The sequence below is a fragment of the Amycolatopsis sp. NPDC004169 genome (assembly GCF_040610315.1).
In the GTDB taxonomy this organism is placed as follows: Bacteria; Actinomycetota; Actinomycetes; order Mycobacteriales; family Pseudonocardiaceae; genus Amycolatopsis.
On the sequence record NZ_JBEXMD010000063.1, the window covers coordinates 26143 to 39516 of the forward strand.

Genomic DNA, 13374 nt, shown 5'->3' on the forward strand with positions numbered 1-13374 from the left:
GTCACGAGCCCGTGGCCCGTTCGGCGTACAGTACGCCGCGGTCGTCCGGCCCGGCGCCGACCCGGGTGGCCGCGCCCGGATCGGCGGCTTTTGCCAGGGTCCACCGCTGGTCGGCGCCGCCCCGGTCGGCGGACCAGGCGACCGCGCGCCGTCCGGTGCCCTCGGTCACGCCCAGTACCATCCCGCCGCTGCGCGAGACGATCTTCAGCGCCCCGCCGCCGGTGTCCCGCAGCTGCCACTGCTGGGCGGCGGCACCGGTGCCCGGCTGCTGCTCGACCTCGGCCACCTCGGTGGCGGACGCGCGCACGGCCAGCACCTTCCCGCTGTCCCGGTTGACCAGCAGGCAGTAGCCGCCGCCCACCGGTTCCAGCCGCCACTGCCGGCTCGTGGCGCCGCCACCGGCCGCGTCGAGCGCGCTGCCGTCGCGCACGGAGAGGAACAGGTAGTAGGAGGCCGAGTCCACCCGCACCGGCTCGGCGCCGTCGCGCGTGAACAGCAGGTGCGGCGCGGCGAACGCGGGAACGCCCAGCGCCAGCGCGATCGCCACCGGGCGGCCGCGGTGGGGTTTGCGGATCCGGTGCCGGGCACCGGCGGACCTGGTCAGTCTCAACGCAGCACTCCTCGGGGTCGGGCGGGCTTCGCCACCTGGTTGCCGCCGGACGGCGAAAGGTTGCCGCCTCCCGGAAAAAACTCGGGTCGCCCGCCGGTCGCCGGAAGTTCACCGGATCGGTACGTTCCCGGTCGCCTTCCGGCGACGCTCGGCGGTCACCATTCCGGAGCCTGTACGAGACGAGGAGGTTCCGTGCCCGCTTCGATGCTTTCCCGGACCGCGCGGCGGCTCGCCGTGACCGTGACCGCGGTGGCGGCCACGCTCGGTGTCTGCACCGCGGTCGCCGACGCCACCGTGTACAGCTCCTGCACCCAGACCCGCTGCTCGGCCGCCCGCTCGGCCGACACGACGTGGCAGGGCAAGGGGTACCCCGGCACGCGCGGCTGGTACGACTGGCCGGGCGGCCAGTGCAACTACGCGGGCGGCACCTACCAGAACCGCGAAGGCGAGCTGCCGGCCGGCCACTCGTTCCGCGAGTTCGACGTCTACCCGCGCGCGTGCGGCGCGGCCCGCGACGCCTACCGGATCATCGTCGACCTGACCACGGGCGTGGTGTGGTTCTCGCCGAACCACTACACGGACTTCTACCGGATCTGAGCCCGCGCCGCGGGCATGGTGGATCGCGTGTGGAAGACATTGTGCGTGGTGACTGTCGTCGGGGTCGCGGTGGCCGGGTGCAGCACCCCCGGCCGACCCCGCCCCCGGCGACAGCACCGGCCGAGCCGGTCACCCGCCCCGCCCACCACCACGCCCACCACCGCGCGGCACGTACACGACCGACGAGCTGCTCGCCCTCGCTACAACGCGGGCCCGGCGAACGTGAAGGCCTTCGCGAAGGGGACCGAACCGGGCGCGCGGGCGCAGGAGTACGTGACCACGCTGCGGGAGAACTGGGCGAAGGCCGGACGCGCCGTCGGAGGCTGAACCACCACCTCCGGTGGGCACCGCCGCGCGTGCGCCGACAGGCATCACGCGTGCGCCCCGGGGCATCACGTGTGTCCGGAGGGGCATCACCCTGATCACCCGTGTCGCCCCTCCTGTCAGCCTTCGGTGACGTCGAGCGGCTGGTTGTTCCGCCGCAGCAGGACCGCCGTCAGGACCGCGGCGATCGCGGACGCGATGCCGAGCACCGCGAGCGCTCCCTGCAGGCCGCCCGTGCCGGTGCCGATGGCGGCCAGGGCCAGCGGGCAGGCGAATTCGCCGATGAACAGCGTGCCCGTCCACAGGCCGGTGCCGCGGCCTCGCTGGTCGAACGTGAGCCGGTTGACCGCCCACGTCAGCAGGGTCGGCAGGAGCATGCCCGTGCCGAAGCCGGTGCACACCGCGCCGATGGTGATGACCGCCGGCGAGGTCGTGGCGAACACCAGGAGGAGACCCACGGCGGCGAGCCCGAACTCGACCGGCAGCAGCACCCGGGGCGTCCGGCCGGACAGGCGGCTGAACGCGATCGCTCCCGCGGCCGTCGCCAGTGACATCACCGCGGAGATCGCGCCGATCGTCCCGGTCGCGGTCACGCCGACACTCGTGAGCACAAAGGACAGTTCGACGATCAGGGCGTAGAAGACGATGCCGCCGAACAGGGTGACGAGGCAAGGTGCGGCCAGCCGGCGCCAGGGCAGGCTCGCCGGCCGCCCGGCGGTGCGGCGGTGGGGCTGCCACAGCTTGAGCGCCATCGGGATCGCCAGCGGCGCGGCGACGGCGTACAGCCAGAACGGCGTGCGCCAGCCCGAAGCGCCGAGCACCCCGCCGAGAGCGAGGAACACGGTGGCCGACAATGTGGCGACCAGGGTCTGCAGGCTCAGGTAACGCGCCCGGCGCGCGCCGGACCAGTAGTCGCCGATGAGGGTGGTGCAGCAGGTCATGATCGCGCCCTCGCACAGCCCGACGAGCACCCGGCTCGCGAGGATCGTGGCGAGGGAGTCCAGGTAGAGCGGAGCTGTGCCGAACACCGCGTAGGCCAGCATTGCCAGCAGGAGCAACCGTTTCCGGTCGATCCGGTCGGCGACGACGCCGGCGAACGGCGCGGTCAGCCCGATCAGCAGGGCCGGCGCGGTCAGCACGATCGGCACGAGGACGTCGGCGCCGGGCGTGTCCGCGAACGCCTTGCTCAGCTGCGGCAGGACCGGGGCGATGAGCACGGCGCCGAGCACCGACAGGCAGCTCCCGGCGAGCAGCAGGAGGAGCTGGACCGGCCCGGCGGTCGCCCGTCGGCCGGTGGCGGTGGCGGCCGGTGACAGGTTCACGGCTGGGGTTTCGGGCATGTCGGCACCTGAGTTCCGTCGTTGGGTCAGGGAAGTGCCGAAAGTGTGGGTTCCGCGGTGCGGGAAGCGGAAATCACTTCTGCTGAAGCGCGGTATCAGCGCGGTGGATGCTCGGCGACCTCGGTGGCGATCCGGGCCAGCAGGTCGCGCAGGTACTGGTGTTCCGGATCGTGCTCGTACATCGGGTGCCACCAGACCGCCTCGACCAGGGGACCGGCTTCGAACGGGCAGGGCAGCGCCCGCACGTTCTCCTCGGCCGGGATGCGCTCGGCGAGCCGCCGCTGCAGCAGGGCCACCCGGTCGGTGCCCGCCACGAGGCCCGGGACGGTCAGGAAGTTCTCCGTGACCACCTGGACGTGCGGCTCGATGCCGAGGATCCGCATCTGCAGCGCGGCCGGGGTCGACGCGGTGGGCCCGTGGTAGGAGACCACCCACGGCATGGTCCGCAACTGCTCGACCGTCAGCCCGTGCGCCACCGCCGGGTGCCCGGCGTCGACCAGGCAGACCCAGTCGTCGCGGTGCAGGTCGCGGTGCGGCAGGCCGTGGAGGAACCCGTGCGGCAGCACCAGCAGGTCGATGCCGGTGAGGGCCTGGCGGGCGTTGTCGACGATCGCCGGGGTGTTGGCGATGAACCGCACGCGGGCGCCGGGCGCCTCCTGCGCCAGTGCGGCGGCCAGCGGGGCACCGAGGACCGCGACGCCGTAGTCGCTCATGGCGAGGGAGAACTCCCGGGCGGTGGTCGCCGCGTTGAAGTCCGGCTCGGCGGCGAACACGCGCTCGACGCCGTTGACCGCGGTGCGCACGCGGCCGCGCAGCTGGACGGCCAGCGGCGTGAGGCGGTACTGGTTGCCGAAGCGGGCCAGCAGTTCGTCACCGAAGTGGCGGCGCAGCCGCGCCAGCTGGGCCGAAACCGCGGGCTGGCTGAGGCCGACCTGCTCGGCCGCGCGGCTCACGCTGCGGTGTTCGAGCAGCGCGTCGAGCGTCACTAGCAGATTCAGGTCCAGGCTCGCCAGGTTCACCACCTCAGGTTATCCACCGCATGGATAACCTGCATCACCTATTTCGTCTTCCCTGATGCTGTGGTCCGCCGCACAGTGAGCGGCATGGACCGCACCGATCCCGAAGCCGCGATCGCCGCCGCCGCCAAGCGCTGTTCCAACTGGGGCCGCTGGGGTGCCGACGACGTCCTCGGCACCCTCAACTTCCTCGACGACGGCAAGCGCCGCGAAGGCGCGGCCCTGGTCCGCCGGGGCGTCGGTTTTCCGCTGGCGCAGCGGTTCGACGCGGACGGCCCGCAGAAGGGCTGGCGCCGCCGCACGAACCCGGTGCACACCATGCTGGACACCGGCCTGGACGCCGAACGCGGCACGCAGGGTTTCCCGCACGGGATCGGCGGCGCCGACGACGTCGTGTTCATGCCGCTGCAGGCGTCGACGCAGTGGGACGGGCTCGGGCACATCTTCGACCACGGAGTGGCCTGGAACGGCCGCCGGGCCGGGGACGTCGTGACCAGCGAAGGCGACCGCGTCACCGGGATCGAGACCGCGTCGGGCCGGATCGCCGGGCGCGGGGTCCTGCTCGACGTCGGCCGCGCGCTCGGCACGGACGGCGAGCTCCCGGACGGGTTCGCGATCACCGTGGCGCACCTCGAGGAAACCATGGCCGCGCAGGGGGAAACCGCGCACGTCGGCCGCGGCGATGTGCTCCTGGTGCGGACCGGGCGGCTGGCACGGGCGCGGCGCGAAGGCTGGGGCGACTACGCGGGCGGGCCCGCGCCGGGGCTGTCGTTCACCACCGCGGAGTGGCTCCACGACACCGAAATCGCCGCGATCGCCACCGACACCTGGGGCTTCGAGGTCCGGCCCAACGAGTTCGACGACGCCTTCCAGCCGCTGCACCAGGTCGCCATCCCGCACATCGGGCTGTTCCTCGGGGAGATGTGGGACCTCGACGCACTGGCCGCGGACTGCGCCGCCGACGGCCGGTACGAGTTCTGGCTGACCGCCGACCCGCTGCCGGTGACCGGCGCGGTCGGGGCGCCGGTCGCGCCCGTCGCCGTCAAGTAGCTCCCGCACCGGACAAAGGAGTCCCCATGCCCGCCGTGCACACCGTCCTCGTGGTCGGCAGCGGTCTCGCCGGCACCGCCGCCGCGATCCACCTCGCCGACCACGGCGTCGCGGTCGACCTGATCGAACTCAAACCGGACATCGCCGCCATCGGCTCCGGCATCACCCTGCAGGGCAACGCCCTGCGCGAGCTGCGCAAGCTCGGTCTCTGGGAAGCCGTGCAGGCACACGGATACAGCTTCGACAGTCTCGGCCTGCGTGCCCCGGACCCCGCCGGGACGCTGCTCGCCGAATTCCCCGACGTCCGGACCGGCGGCCCCGACCTGCCGGCCACGCTGGGGATGCCCCGGCCGGACCTGGCGCGCCTCCTGCACGAGCGCGCCGGTTCGGCCGGGGTCAAGGTCCGCTTCGGGCTCACGGTCACCGAGCTGGCCCAGGACGCGAGCGGCGTCGACGTCACCTTCTCCGACGGCTCGACCGGCCGCTACGACCTCGTCGCCGGCGCCGACGGGATCCGCTCGGCGGTCCGCCGCCTGCTGGGCATCGACCCGGGGATCCGGGCGACGGGCATGGGCATCTGGCGCGCGTTCGGCCCGCGTCCGGCCTCGGTGACCCGGACCGACCTGTTCTACGGCGGGCCGTCCTACATCGCCGGCTACTGCCCGACCAGCGAGGACACCCTCTACGCCTACGTCGTCGAGGCCGCGCGGGACCGCAGCGGCCTGTCCCCGGCCGAACGGCTCACGACGATGCGCGAACTGGCCTCGGCGTACCACGGCCCGTGGGACGACGTCCGCGCCACGCTGACCGACGCGTCGCGGGTCAACTACACCCTGTTCGAGACCCACGTCCTGCCGGCGCCGTGGCACCGGGGGCGCGTGGTGCTGATCGGCGACGCGGCGCACTCCTGCCCGCCCACCCTGGCCCAGGGCGGCGCCCAAGCGCTCGAAGACGCCGGGGTGCTGACCGAACTGCTGCTGGCCGCGGAAACCCTCGACGACCGCCTCTGGACCGAGTTCGCCGAGCGCCGCTGCGCGCGAGCGGCCACGGTCGTCGAGGCGTCCGTCCAGCTCGGACAGTGGCTTCTGGACGGTGAGCAGGGCGACGTGCCCGGGCTGATCGGCCGGATCGCCGCCCTCGTCGCCGAGCCCGCCTGAACCCCCCCGGAGGAGAACGAGATGATCACCCACCTGCGGCACGTCGACCTCGCCGTGCCGGACCTGGCCCGCCAGCGGGACTTCTACACCGGTGCCTGGGGCCTCAAGACCGAGCACGCCGACACCGGCGTCGCGTTCCTCGCCGCGGAAGGCTCGCCCGAGCACTACGTGGTTCGGCTGCGCGAAGCCGCTGAGAAGCGCATCGACCTGATCGCCTTCGGCGTCGCCACCGTGTCTGATGTGGACACACTCGCGGCCCGCCTGGCCGCCGGGGGCGTGACCCTCGTCCACGAGCCGCGGACCCTGCACACCCCGGGCGGTGGTTACGGGTTCCGGTTCTTCGACAACGAGGGCCGGACCATCGAGATCAGCGCCGAGGTCGCCGTCCGCGCCCACCGCCGGATCGAGGCGGGCGAGGCCGTCCCGGTCCGGCTGTCGCACGTGGTGATCAACTCGGCGAACCCCGAGGCGACCCGGGCGTTCTACGAGAAGCACCTGGGCTTCCGGCTGTCGGACATCCTGATGCACCCGCGGATGGGCGAGATGATGTGGTTCCTGCGGGTGAACTCCTGGCACCACAGCATGGCCATCGCCCGGTGCCCGCACCCGTCGCTGCACCACGTGTCGTTCGAGATGCGCGGGCTGGACGAGTACATGCGCGGCACCGGACGGCTGCTGCGCGCGGGTGTCGAAAAGCTCTGGGGTCCCGGACGGCACCTGGCGGGCAACAACACCTTCAGCTACTTCCTCGACCCGCACGGCAACACGGTGGAGTACACGACCGAGCTGGAGCTCGTCGACGAGGACACCTGGCACCCGCACCTCTACGACTTCAGCGACCCCGAGGTGTCCGACCAGTGGGGGACGGCGAACGCGATGAACGAGTTCGTCGCGCGCAAGTCCTTCAACGACCCGGACAAGGGCCTGTTCGTGGCCCCGCCGGTCTGATGCGCTTCGCCACCTACGAGCACGGCGGAACCGTGCACGCGGGCGTCGTCACCGGCGACGGCGTCCGCGCGTTCCCGGCCGGGGTGACCGTGCTGGACGTGGTCCGCGGCGCACCCGCCGTCCCCGGCGGACCCTCGGTGCCGCTGGCCGAGGTGCGGCTGCTGCCGCCGCTCGACCCGCCGAGCGTCCGGGACTTCGTGGCGTTCGAGGAACACGTCGAAGGCATGGTCGCCCCGGGATCCGTGCCGCCGGAGTGGTACGAGGCGCCGACGTTCTACTTCACCAATCCCTGCGCGCTGGTCGGCGCGCACGACGACGTGCCGATCCCGCCGGGTTCGCGGCTGTTCGACTTCGAGCTCGAGGTTGCCGCCGTTCTGGGCCCCGACGGGATCTTCGGCTACACGATCCTCAACGACTGGTCCGCTCGCGACCTGCAGCGCCGCGAGATGAAGGTGAACCTCGGGCCCGCCAAGGGCAAGGACTCCGCCACGACGCTCGGGCCGTGGCTCGTCACGGCCGACGAACTCGAGCCGTACCGCGACGCGGACGGCTTCCTGGCCCTCGACATGCGAGTCGCGGTCAACGACGTCGGAGTGGGGCAGGATCTGCTGTCCAACATGGGCTGGCCGTTCGAGGAACTGGCCGCCTACGCCGGCCGGGGGACGCGGCTGCGCGCGGGGGACGTCCTGGGGTCCGGGACCTGCGGCAACGGCGGTTGCCTGGCCGAGCTGTGGGGCCGCGGCGGCACGCAGGAGCCGCTGCGGCCCGGTGACGTCGTGGAGATGTCGGTCGAAGGCCTCGGGACGATCCGCAACACCGTCGTCGCCGGGGTCGAGCTGCCGCCGGTCCGCCCGGCGCGGCCCCGGCCCCGGCGGCGGTCGCGGTGACCGGGAAGGTCGTGGTCGTCACCGGTGCGGCCCAGGGCATCGGCGCGGCGGCCGCGCGGCTGCTCGCCGCGCAGGGCGCACGCGTGATCGGGGTCGACCGCGCCGAAGACCCCGGACTGCCCGGCGTCGAGCACCACCGGCTCGACGTCACCGACGACGCCGGCTGGGCCGGGCTCACCGCGGGGCTCGAGCGGGTCGACGGCCTCGTCGCGGCGGCCGGTGTCACCTGGCGGGCCCGGCTCGGCGACCTGGCCGCGGCCGACCTGGCGCGCGTGCAGGACGTCAACGTCGGCGGCGTGCTGCGGGCCGTGCAGGCGGTGCTGCCGCTGATGCCGTCCGGCGGGTCGATCGTCGTGACCGGCTCGGCCGCGGCGCTGACCGGCCACTACCCGCTCGCCTACACCGCGAGCAAGTGGGCGCTGCGCGGCTTCGTCAAGGCCGCCTGCCTGGAGCTGGGCGGCCGGGGCATCCGCGTCAACGCCGTGCACCCCGGGTACGTCGAAACCCCGATGACCGCCTCGGCGCCGCCCGGGTTCCGGGCCGCGAACGTCGCCGAAACCCCGCTCGGCCGCACCGGCACCGCCGGCGAGGTCGCCGCCGTCGTCGCGTTCCTGATCGGCGACGCGGCCTCCTACGTCTCCGGCGCCGAGATCCCCGTCGACGGCGGCCTGACCGCGCACGGCGGCGTCAAGTCGATCAGCGAAGCCGCCCGAACCTGAGAGGAACCCCGTGTTCGAATACTTCCCCGGCAACTACGTCTGGAACCTCGGCGTGGTCGCCGCGCTCAACAGCGGCGGCCTGATCGACGAGGTCGACCGCGCCTGCCGGCCCATCCGCGACGCCGCCGCCCAAGGCTCGGACGCCGGGACACCGGACTTCCTGCGGGCCTGGACCGCGCTCACCGACCAGCTCGTGGCCCAGGCCGAGAAAGCCGGGCACGCCCGCACGGCGGGCGAACTGTACTTCCGGGCCACGAACTACCTGTGCCAGGCCGAGCGCATGCTCGCCCACTCCGACCCGGACTGGCTGCCGTCCTACCGGCGAGTGCTCGCCCTCGCGCAGAAGGCCTTCGACCTGCGCGACCGGCGGATCTCCCGGGTGGCGATCCCGTACGGGGGCACGACCCTGCCGGCGTACTTCTCCCTCGCCCCCGCCACCGAAGCCGGACCGGCGCCGGTGATCGTCCTGGTCAACGGCCTGGACTCGACCAAGGAGCACATGTACACCTCGGGCCACTGGCGAGAGCTCGCCGAGCGCGGGATCTCGTGCCTGATGCTCGACCAGCCCGGCACCGGCGAAGCCCTGCGCCTGCAGGGACTCACCGCCCGCGTCGACGCCGAAGCCTGGGCGGGCGCGGCCGTGGACTGGCTCGAGACACGGTCCGAAGTGGACACCAGCCGGATCGGGATCGTCGGCTGGTCCCTCGGCGGCTACTACGCACCCCGTGCGGCGGCGTTCGAGAAGCGGTTCGCGCTCTGCGTCGCCTGGGGCGCCAACCACAACTGGGGCGCGGTGCAACGACGTCGTTTGGAGCGCGAGGGGGAGCGGCCCGTCCCGCACTACTGGGAACACGTGCTGTGGGTGTGGGGCCACGACGACCTGGACGAGTTCATCACCTTCGCCGACGACGTGCACCTGGACGGCGTGGTCGAGAAGATCACGGTGCCGTTCCTCGTCGCGCACGGCGAGAACGACCGGCAGATCCCGTTGGAGTACGCCCACCGCTCCTACGACCGGGCGGTCAACTCGCCTCGGCGCGAGTTGCGCGTCTTCACCGCGGAGGAAGGGGCGACCGAGCACATCGGACTCGACCACCTGCCCCACGTCAGCACGTTCATCGCCGACTGGGTGGCCGACACCTTCGAGGTCGGCTGAGCGAAAGTCGCCCTAGCCGGCCGCGAAGCGTTCCTCGAGGTCGGCGAGCGTCCGGTTGCACCGCCGGATCGTCTCCGGGTCGACGTCGCCCAGCAGGTCCGCCAGCAGTTCCGACCACGCGCCACGGAGGACTTCGAGGTTGCGCTGGGCCAGCTCGGTCGGGTGCACCTCCACCCGCCGGCCGTGGCCCGCGCGGGTCAGCATGCCCTTGGCTTCGAGGCCGCGGAGTGCGGTGCTGACGTTCGTGCGCTGCAGCCCGGTGCGCTCGGCGATGCGGCTCGGCGTGCAGCCCGGGTCCAGGTCCACCATCCGCATGACCTGGCGCTCGGTGGCGGTGAGCCGGACGACGGCCGGCTCGGCCGGGGTGCGCAGGCGGATCAGGCGGGCGACGTTGAGCACGAGGTCGGCCAGGTCGGCGTACGGATCCGCGGGCTGGGGGCGTGACACGCCTGCGACACTACCCTATGGTTATCGGCACATAATTATGAATCGATAGCCGAGGGGAAGGCCGATGGACCGGAACGAAGGTGTCCTGCACGCGGGGCCGGCCGGGTTCGCGGAGCTGGCCGCCGTGCTCGGCGACGCCGTCCGCGAGGTCGGGGCCTGGATGGCGGAGTACGGCGGCTACCACCCGCACCCCTCGCAGGACGTGCCGCTCGCGCGGTTCCGGGAGGCGACCGCGGACCTGCACCGGCGCCTGCGGGACAACTACCCGTTCTTCCACCCCCGCTACGCCGGGCAGATGCTCAAGCCGCCGCACCCGGCGGCCGTCGCCGGGTACCTGAGCGCGATGCTGATCAACCCGAACAACCACGCCCTCGACGGCGGTCCCGCCACCGCGGCCATGGAAAAGGAGGTCGTCGCGGACCTCGCGGCGATGTTCGGCCTTCCGCAGCACCTGGGGCACCTGACCAGCAGCGGGACGATCGCGAACCTGGAAGCGCTGTTCGTCGCCCGCGAGACGCACCCGGGCAAGGCGATCGCGCACAGCGCCGACGCGCACTACACCCACGGCCGGATGAGCCACCTGCTCGGCGTCGAGGCCGTTCCCGTCGCCACCACCCCCGCCGGGACCCTCGACCTGACCGCGCTCGAAGACCTGCTCCGCACCGGTCGCGTCGGCACCGTGGTCGCGACCACCGGCACGACCGGCCTCGGCGCCGTCGACCCGGTCGGCGAGATCGTCGCCCTCGCTCGCCGGTACGGGGTTCGGGTGCACGTGGACGCGGCCTACGGCGGCTTCTTCCGGCTCATCGCCGACGACACCGCCGACGGCGTGGCTTCGGCACCGTTCCGCGCGATCGCCGACGCCGACTCGGTGGTGATCGACCCGCACAAGCACGGGCTGCAGCCCTACGGCTGCGGTGCGGTGCTCTTCCGCGACCCGTCGGTCGCCCGCCACTACCTGCACGACTCGCCCTACACCTACTTCACCTCCGATGAACTGCACCTCGGCGAGATCTCCCTGGAATGTTCCCGGGCCGGCGCCGCGGCCGCCGCGCTGTGGCTGACGTCGCAGGTCCTGCCCCTGACCCCGGACGGGCTCGGTGCGGTGCTCCGGCCCGGGCGCCGGGCCGCGCTCGCCTGGGCCGGCCTGATCGGCGGCAGCGCCGAGCTGGCGCTGTTCCAGCCGCCGCAGCTCGACATCGTCAGCTGTTTCCCGGTGCGCGAAAGCCTTTCCGAGATCGACCGCGTCAGCGCCCACGTGCTCGACGCCGGGATGCGCCGCCCGCCGGAGGAGGCGGTGTTCGTCGCGACCTACACCGTCACCGGGGCCGACCTCGCCCGCCGTGGCCACACCGTGCGCGACGACGTCCCCCGCGGCCGGATCCTGCGGAGCGTCCTGATGAAGCCGGAGAACGAAGCGCAGGTCCCCGATCTGCACCGCGAAGTCGTCCGGTTGAGCAGCACTGCGGCGGACGTGCGGCCCGGGTAGCGAACGCAGCTGCACGGCCGGTCCCGATCTGTCAAGGGTTGACAGGGCGGGTGCCGTGGTATGAACCTTTCTACCGATCGTTCCCGCCGGCCCGCGAGGGCATCCGCCCGGCGCTCAGGGACGAGCCGGACCACGCCGCGCCCGCACGGGCGGCCGGTCCGTCCGTTTCCCGGCCTGGGAGGAATCCATGCTCACGTACGCCCCGCGGCACCGTCGCCGCGGATCCGGTGCCCGCTCGGTGATACTGGCGGCAGCTCTCGCGGTCGCCGCGCTCGGGGTCGCCGTCCCGGCGGCGCACGCCGCCGACCCGGTGATCTCCCAAGGGAAAACCGCCACCGCGTCTTCGGTGGAGAACGCCGGCACGCCCGCGGCCGCCGCGGTGGACGGCAACACCGGTACCCGGTGGTCCTCGCAGTTCAGCGATCCACAGTGGATCCAGATCGACCTCGGCGGCGCCGCGACGGTCAGCCAGGTCGTGCTGCGCTGGGAGGCCGCCTACGCCACGGCCTACCAGATCCAGCTGTCCGACAACGGTTCCAGCTGGTCCACTGTGTACCAGACGATGACCGGCACCGGCGGCACGCAGACGCTGGGGGTGACCGGTTCCGGGCGGTACGTGCGGCTGTACGCGACCGCGCGGGCCACGCCCTACGGCGTCTCGCTGTGGGAGTTCGAGGTCCACGGCACCGGCGGCGGGACGACGCCGCCCGGCGCGGGGACACCGCCCGACTCGTTCTGGGGCGACACCGCCGGCATCCCGGCCGCGCGCAACGTGCTCACGGTCAAGGTGCTCAACCGCACCAACGGCAAGTACCCGGACAGCCAGGTGTACTGGTCCTTCGGCGGCCAGACCCACTCGATCGCCGAGCAGCCCTACCTCGACATGCCCGCCAACTCGGCCGGGCGGATGTACTTCTACCTGGGCACCCCGAACGGCCAGTACGCCGACTTCATCGAGTTCACCGTCGGCCCGGACGTGTTCAACGGCAACACCACCCGGGTGGACGCCTTCGCGCTGAAGCTGGCCATGCGGCTGCACGCCCACGACGGCTACGACGTGCAGGTCGGCGACGCCTACGAGCTGTTCCAGGAGGACCGCTCGGCCACCTTCGCCCGGTTCCAGAGCGAGGTGCCGACCGAGTTCAAGGGCCTGGCGACGGTGAACGCGCCGTACCGGATCCCGGCCCCGGGCAGCGCCCCGGACTTCCGCAGCGGCGGCAAGTACGCGAACTACTTCACCTCCTACGCCCAGTCGGTGGGGGTCAACGAGCCCACGTCGAACATCACCGGCTGCGCCGGATCGCTCGCGGGCAACCCGGACATGTGCGCGGCGCTGAACCGGCACACGGCCCACCTGCCGCAGTCGCAGTGGCAGGACGTGTCGCGGTACTACCAGGCCGCGCCGGCCAACTACTACGCGAAGTTCTGGCACGACCACGGCATCAACCGCCTCGCGTACGGCTTCCCGTACGACGACGTGGCGGGTCAGTCCTCGTTCGTCTCGCACGGGGACCCGCAGTGGCTGGTGGTCGCCGTCGGCTGGTGACGAGCGGGCCGGGCGGGCCCCCGCCGCGCCGGGGGGCGGGCCGGCCCGGGCGTGTTAGGTTAGGGGGGATTAGGGCGGGGGCGGTTTG

14 protein-coding genes are annotated in these 13374 nt (G+C 72.7%); 9 read left to right on the forward strand and 5 right to left on the reverse strand.

The window, feature by feature from the left end:
• Position 1: 1 nt before the first annotated feature.
• Entirely contained in the window at positions 2-610 is a 609-nt protein-coding gene (locus ABZX11_RS44605) for an RICIN domain-containing protein (RefSeq protein ID WP_354924771.1), read from the reverse strand.
• A 192-nt stretch (positions 611-802) separates the two neighbouring features.
• Between ABZX11_RS44605 and ABZX11_RS44610 the strand changes: the two genes are divergently transcribed.
• On the forward strand, positions 803-1207 hold the full coding sequence (locus ABZX11_RS44610) for a ribonuclease domain-containing protein (protein WP_354924773.1): 405 nt from the start codon (positions 803-805) through the stop codon (positions 1205-1207).
• A gap of 200 nt (positions 1208-1407) precedes the next feature.
• On the opposite strand, the gene ABZX11_RS44615 is transcribed toward ABZX11_RS44610, so the two are convergent.
• The 3 genes from ABZX11_RS44615 to ABZX11_RS44625 form a co-directional block, all read right to left on the reverse strand.
• Positions 1408-1539 carry a hypothetical protein gene (locus ABZX11_RS44615; RefSeq protein ID WP_354924775.1) on the reverse strand — a complete coding sequence of 44 codons (132 nt, stop codon included), beginning with the start codon at positions 1537-1539 and terminating at the stop codon, positions 1408-1410.
• 111 nt (positions 1540-1650) lie between these two features.
• On the reverse strand, positions 1651-2871 hold the full coding sequence (locus tag ABZX11_RS44620; RefSeq protein ID WP_354924777.1) for an MFS transporter: 1221 nt from the start codon (positions 2869-2871) through the stop codon (positions 1651-1653).
• A 95-nt stretch (positions 2872-2966) separates the two neighbouring features.
• Complete coding sequence (locus tag ABZX11_RS44625; RefSeq protein ID WP_354924779.1) at positions 2967-3890, reverse strand: LysR family transcriptional regulator; 924 nt, start codon at positions 3888-3890, stop codon at positions 2967-2969.
• 84 nt (positions 3891-3974) lie between these two features.
• Here ABZX11_RS44625 and ABZX11_RS44630 point away from each other — a divergent pair, with 84 nt between their 5' ends.
• Genes ABZX11_RS44630 through ABZX11_RS44655 form a run of 6 tightly spaced genes read left to right on the forward strand, consistent with a single transcriptional unit; the run spans position 3975 to position 9804 of the window.
• Positions 3975-4937: a cyclase family protein gene (locus ABZX11_RS44630; protein WP_176170384.1), complete on the forward strand. Its 963-nt coding sequence runs from the start codon at positions 3975-3977 to the stop codon at positions 4935-4937.
• A 26-nt stretch (positions 4938-4963) separates the two neighbouring features.
• The gene (locus ABZX11_RS44635; protein ID WP_354924781.1) at positions 4964-6094 is read left to right on the forward strand and encodes an FAD-dependent oxidoreductase; all 1131 of its coding nucleotides are present in this window, start codon (positions 4964-4966) and stop codon (positions 6092-6094) included.
• A 21-nt stretch (positions 6095-6115) separates the two neighbouring features.
• Positions 6116-7042 (forward strand): VOC family protein, encoded by a 927-nt coding sequence (locus ABZX11_RS44640; RefSeq protein ID WP_354924783.1) that lies wholly within the window; start codon positions 6116-6118, stop codon positions 7040-7042.
• Positions 7042-7929 (forward strand): fumarylacetoacetate hydrolase family protein, encoded by an 888-nt coding sequence (locus tag ABZX11_RS44645; RefSeq protein ID WP_354924785.1) that lies wholly within the window; start codon positions 7042-7044, stop codon positions 7927-7929. Before ABZX11_RS44640 ends, ABZX11_RS44645 begins: the two co-directional genes overlap by 1 nt.
• Positions 7926-8648 (forward strand): SDR family oxidoreductase, encoded by a 723-nt coding sequence (locus tag ABZX11_RS44650; protein WP_254896722.1) that lies wholly within the window; start codon positions 7926-7928, stop codon positions 8646-8648. Before ABZX11_RS44645 ends, ABZX11_RS44650 begins: the two co-directional genes overlap by 4 nt.
• A 10-nt stretch (positions 8649-8658) precedes the next feature.
• Positions 8659-9804, forward strand: a complete 1146-nt coding sequence (locus ABZX11_RS44655; protein WP_354924787.1) for an alpha/beta fold hydrolase — start codon at positions 8659-8661, stop codon at positions 9802-9804.
• 12 nt (positions 9805-9816) lie between these two features.
• Here the strand turns inward: ABZX11_RS44655 and ABZX11_RS44660 are convergent, their stop codons facing one another.
• Positions 9817-10251 (reverse strand): MarR family winged helix-turn-helix transcriptional regulator, encoded by a 435-nt coding sequence (locus ABZX11_RS44660; RefSeq protein WP_176170379.1) that lies wholly within the window; start codon positions 10249-10251, stop codon positions 9817-9819.
• A 64-nt stretch (positions 10252-10315) separates the two neighbouring features.
• On the opposite strand from ABZX11_RS44660, the gene ABZX11_RS44665 reads away from it, so the two are divergent.
• Positions 10316-11740, forward strand: a complete 1425-nt coding sequence (locus ABZX11_RS44665; protein WP_354924789.1) for an aminotransferase class I/II-fold pyridoxal phosphate-dependent enzyme — start codon at positions 10316-10318, stop codon at positions 11738-11740.
• A 187-nt stretch (positions 11741-11927) separates the two neighbouring features.
• The gene (locus ABZX11_RS44670) at positions 11928-13286 is read left to right on the forward strand and encodes a beta-1,3-glucanase family protein (RefSeq protein ID WP_354924790.1); all 1359 of its coding nucleotides are present in this window, start codon (positions 11928-11930) and stop codon (positions 13284-13286) included.
• The last annotated feature ends 88 nt before the right edge of the window (positions 13287-13374 follow it).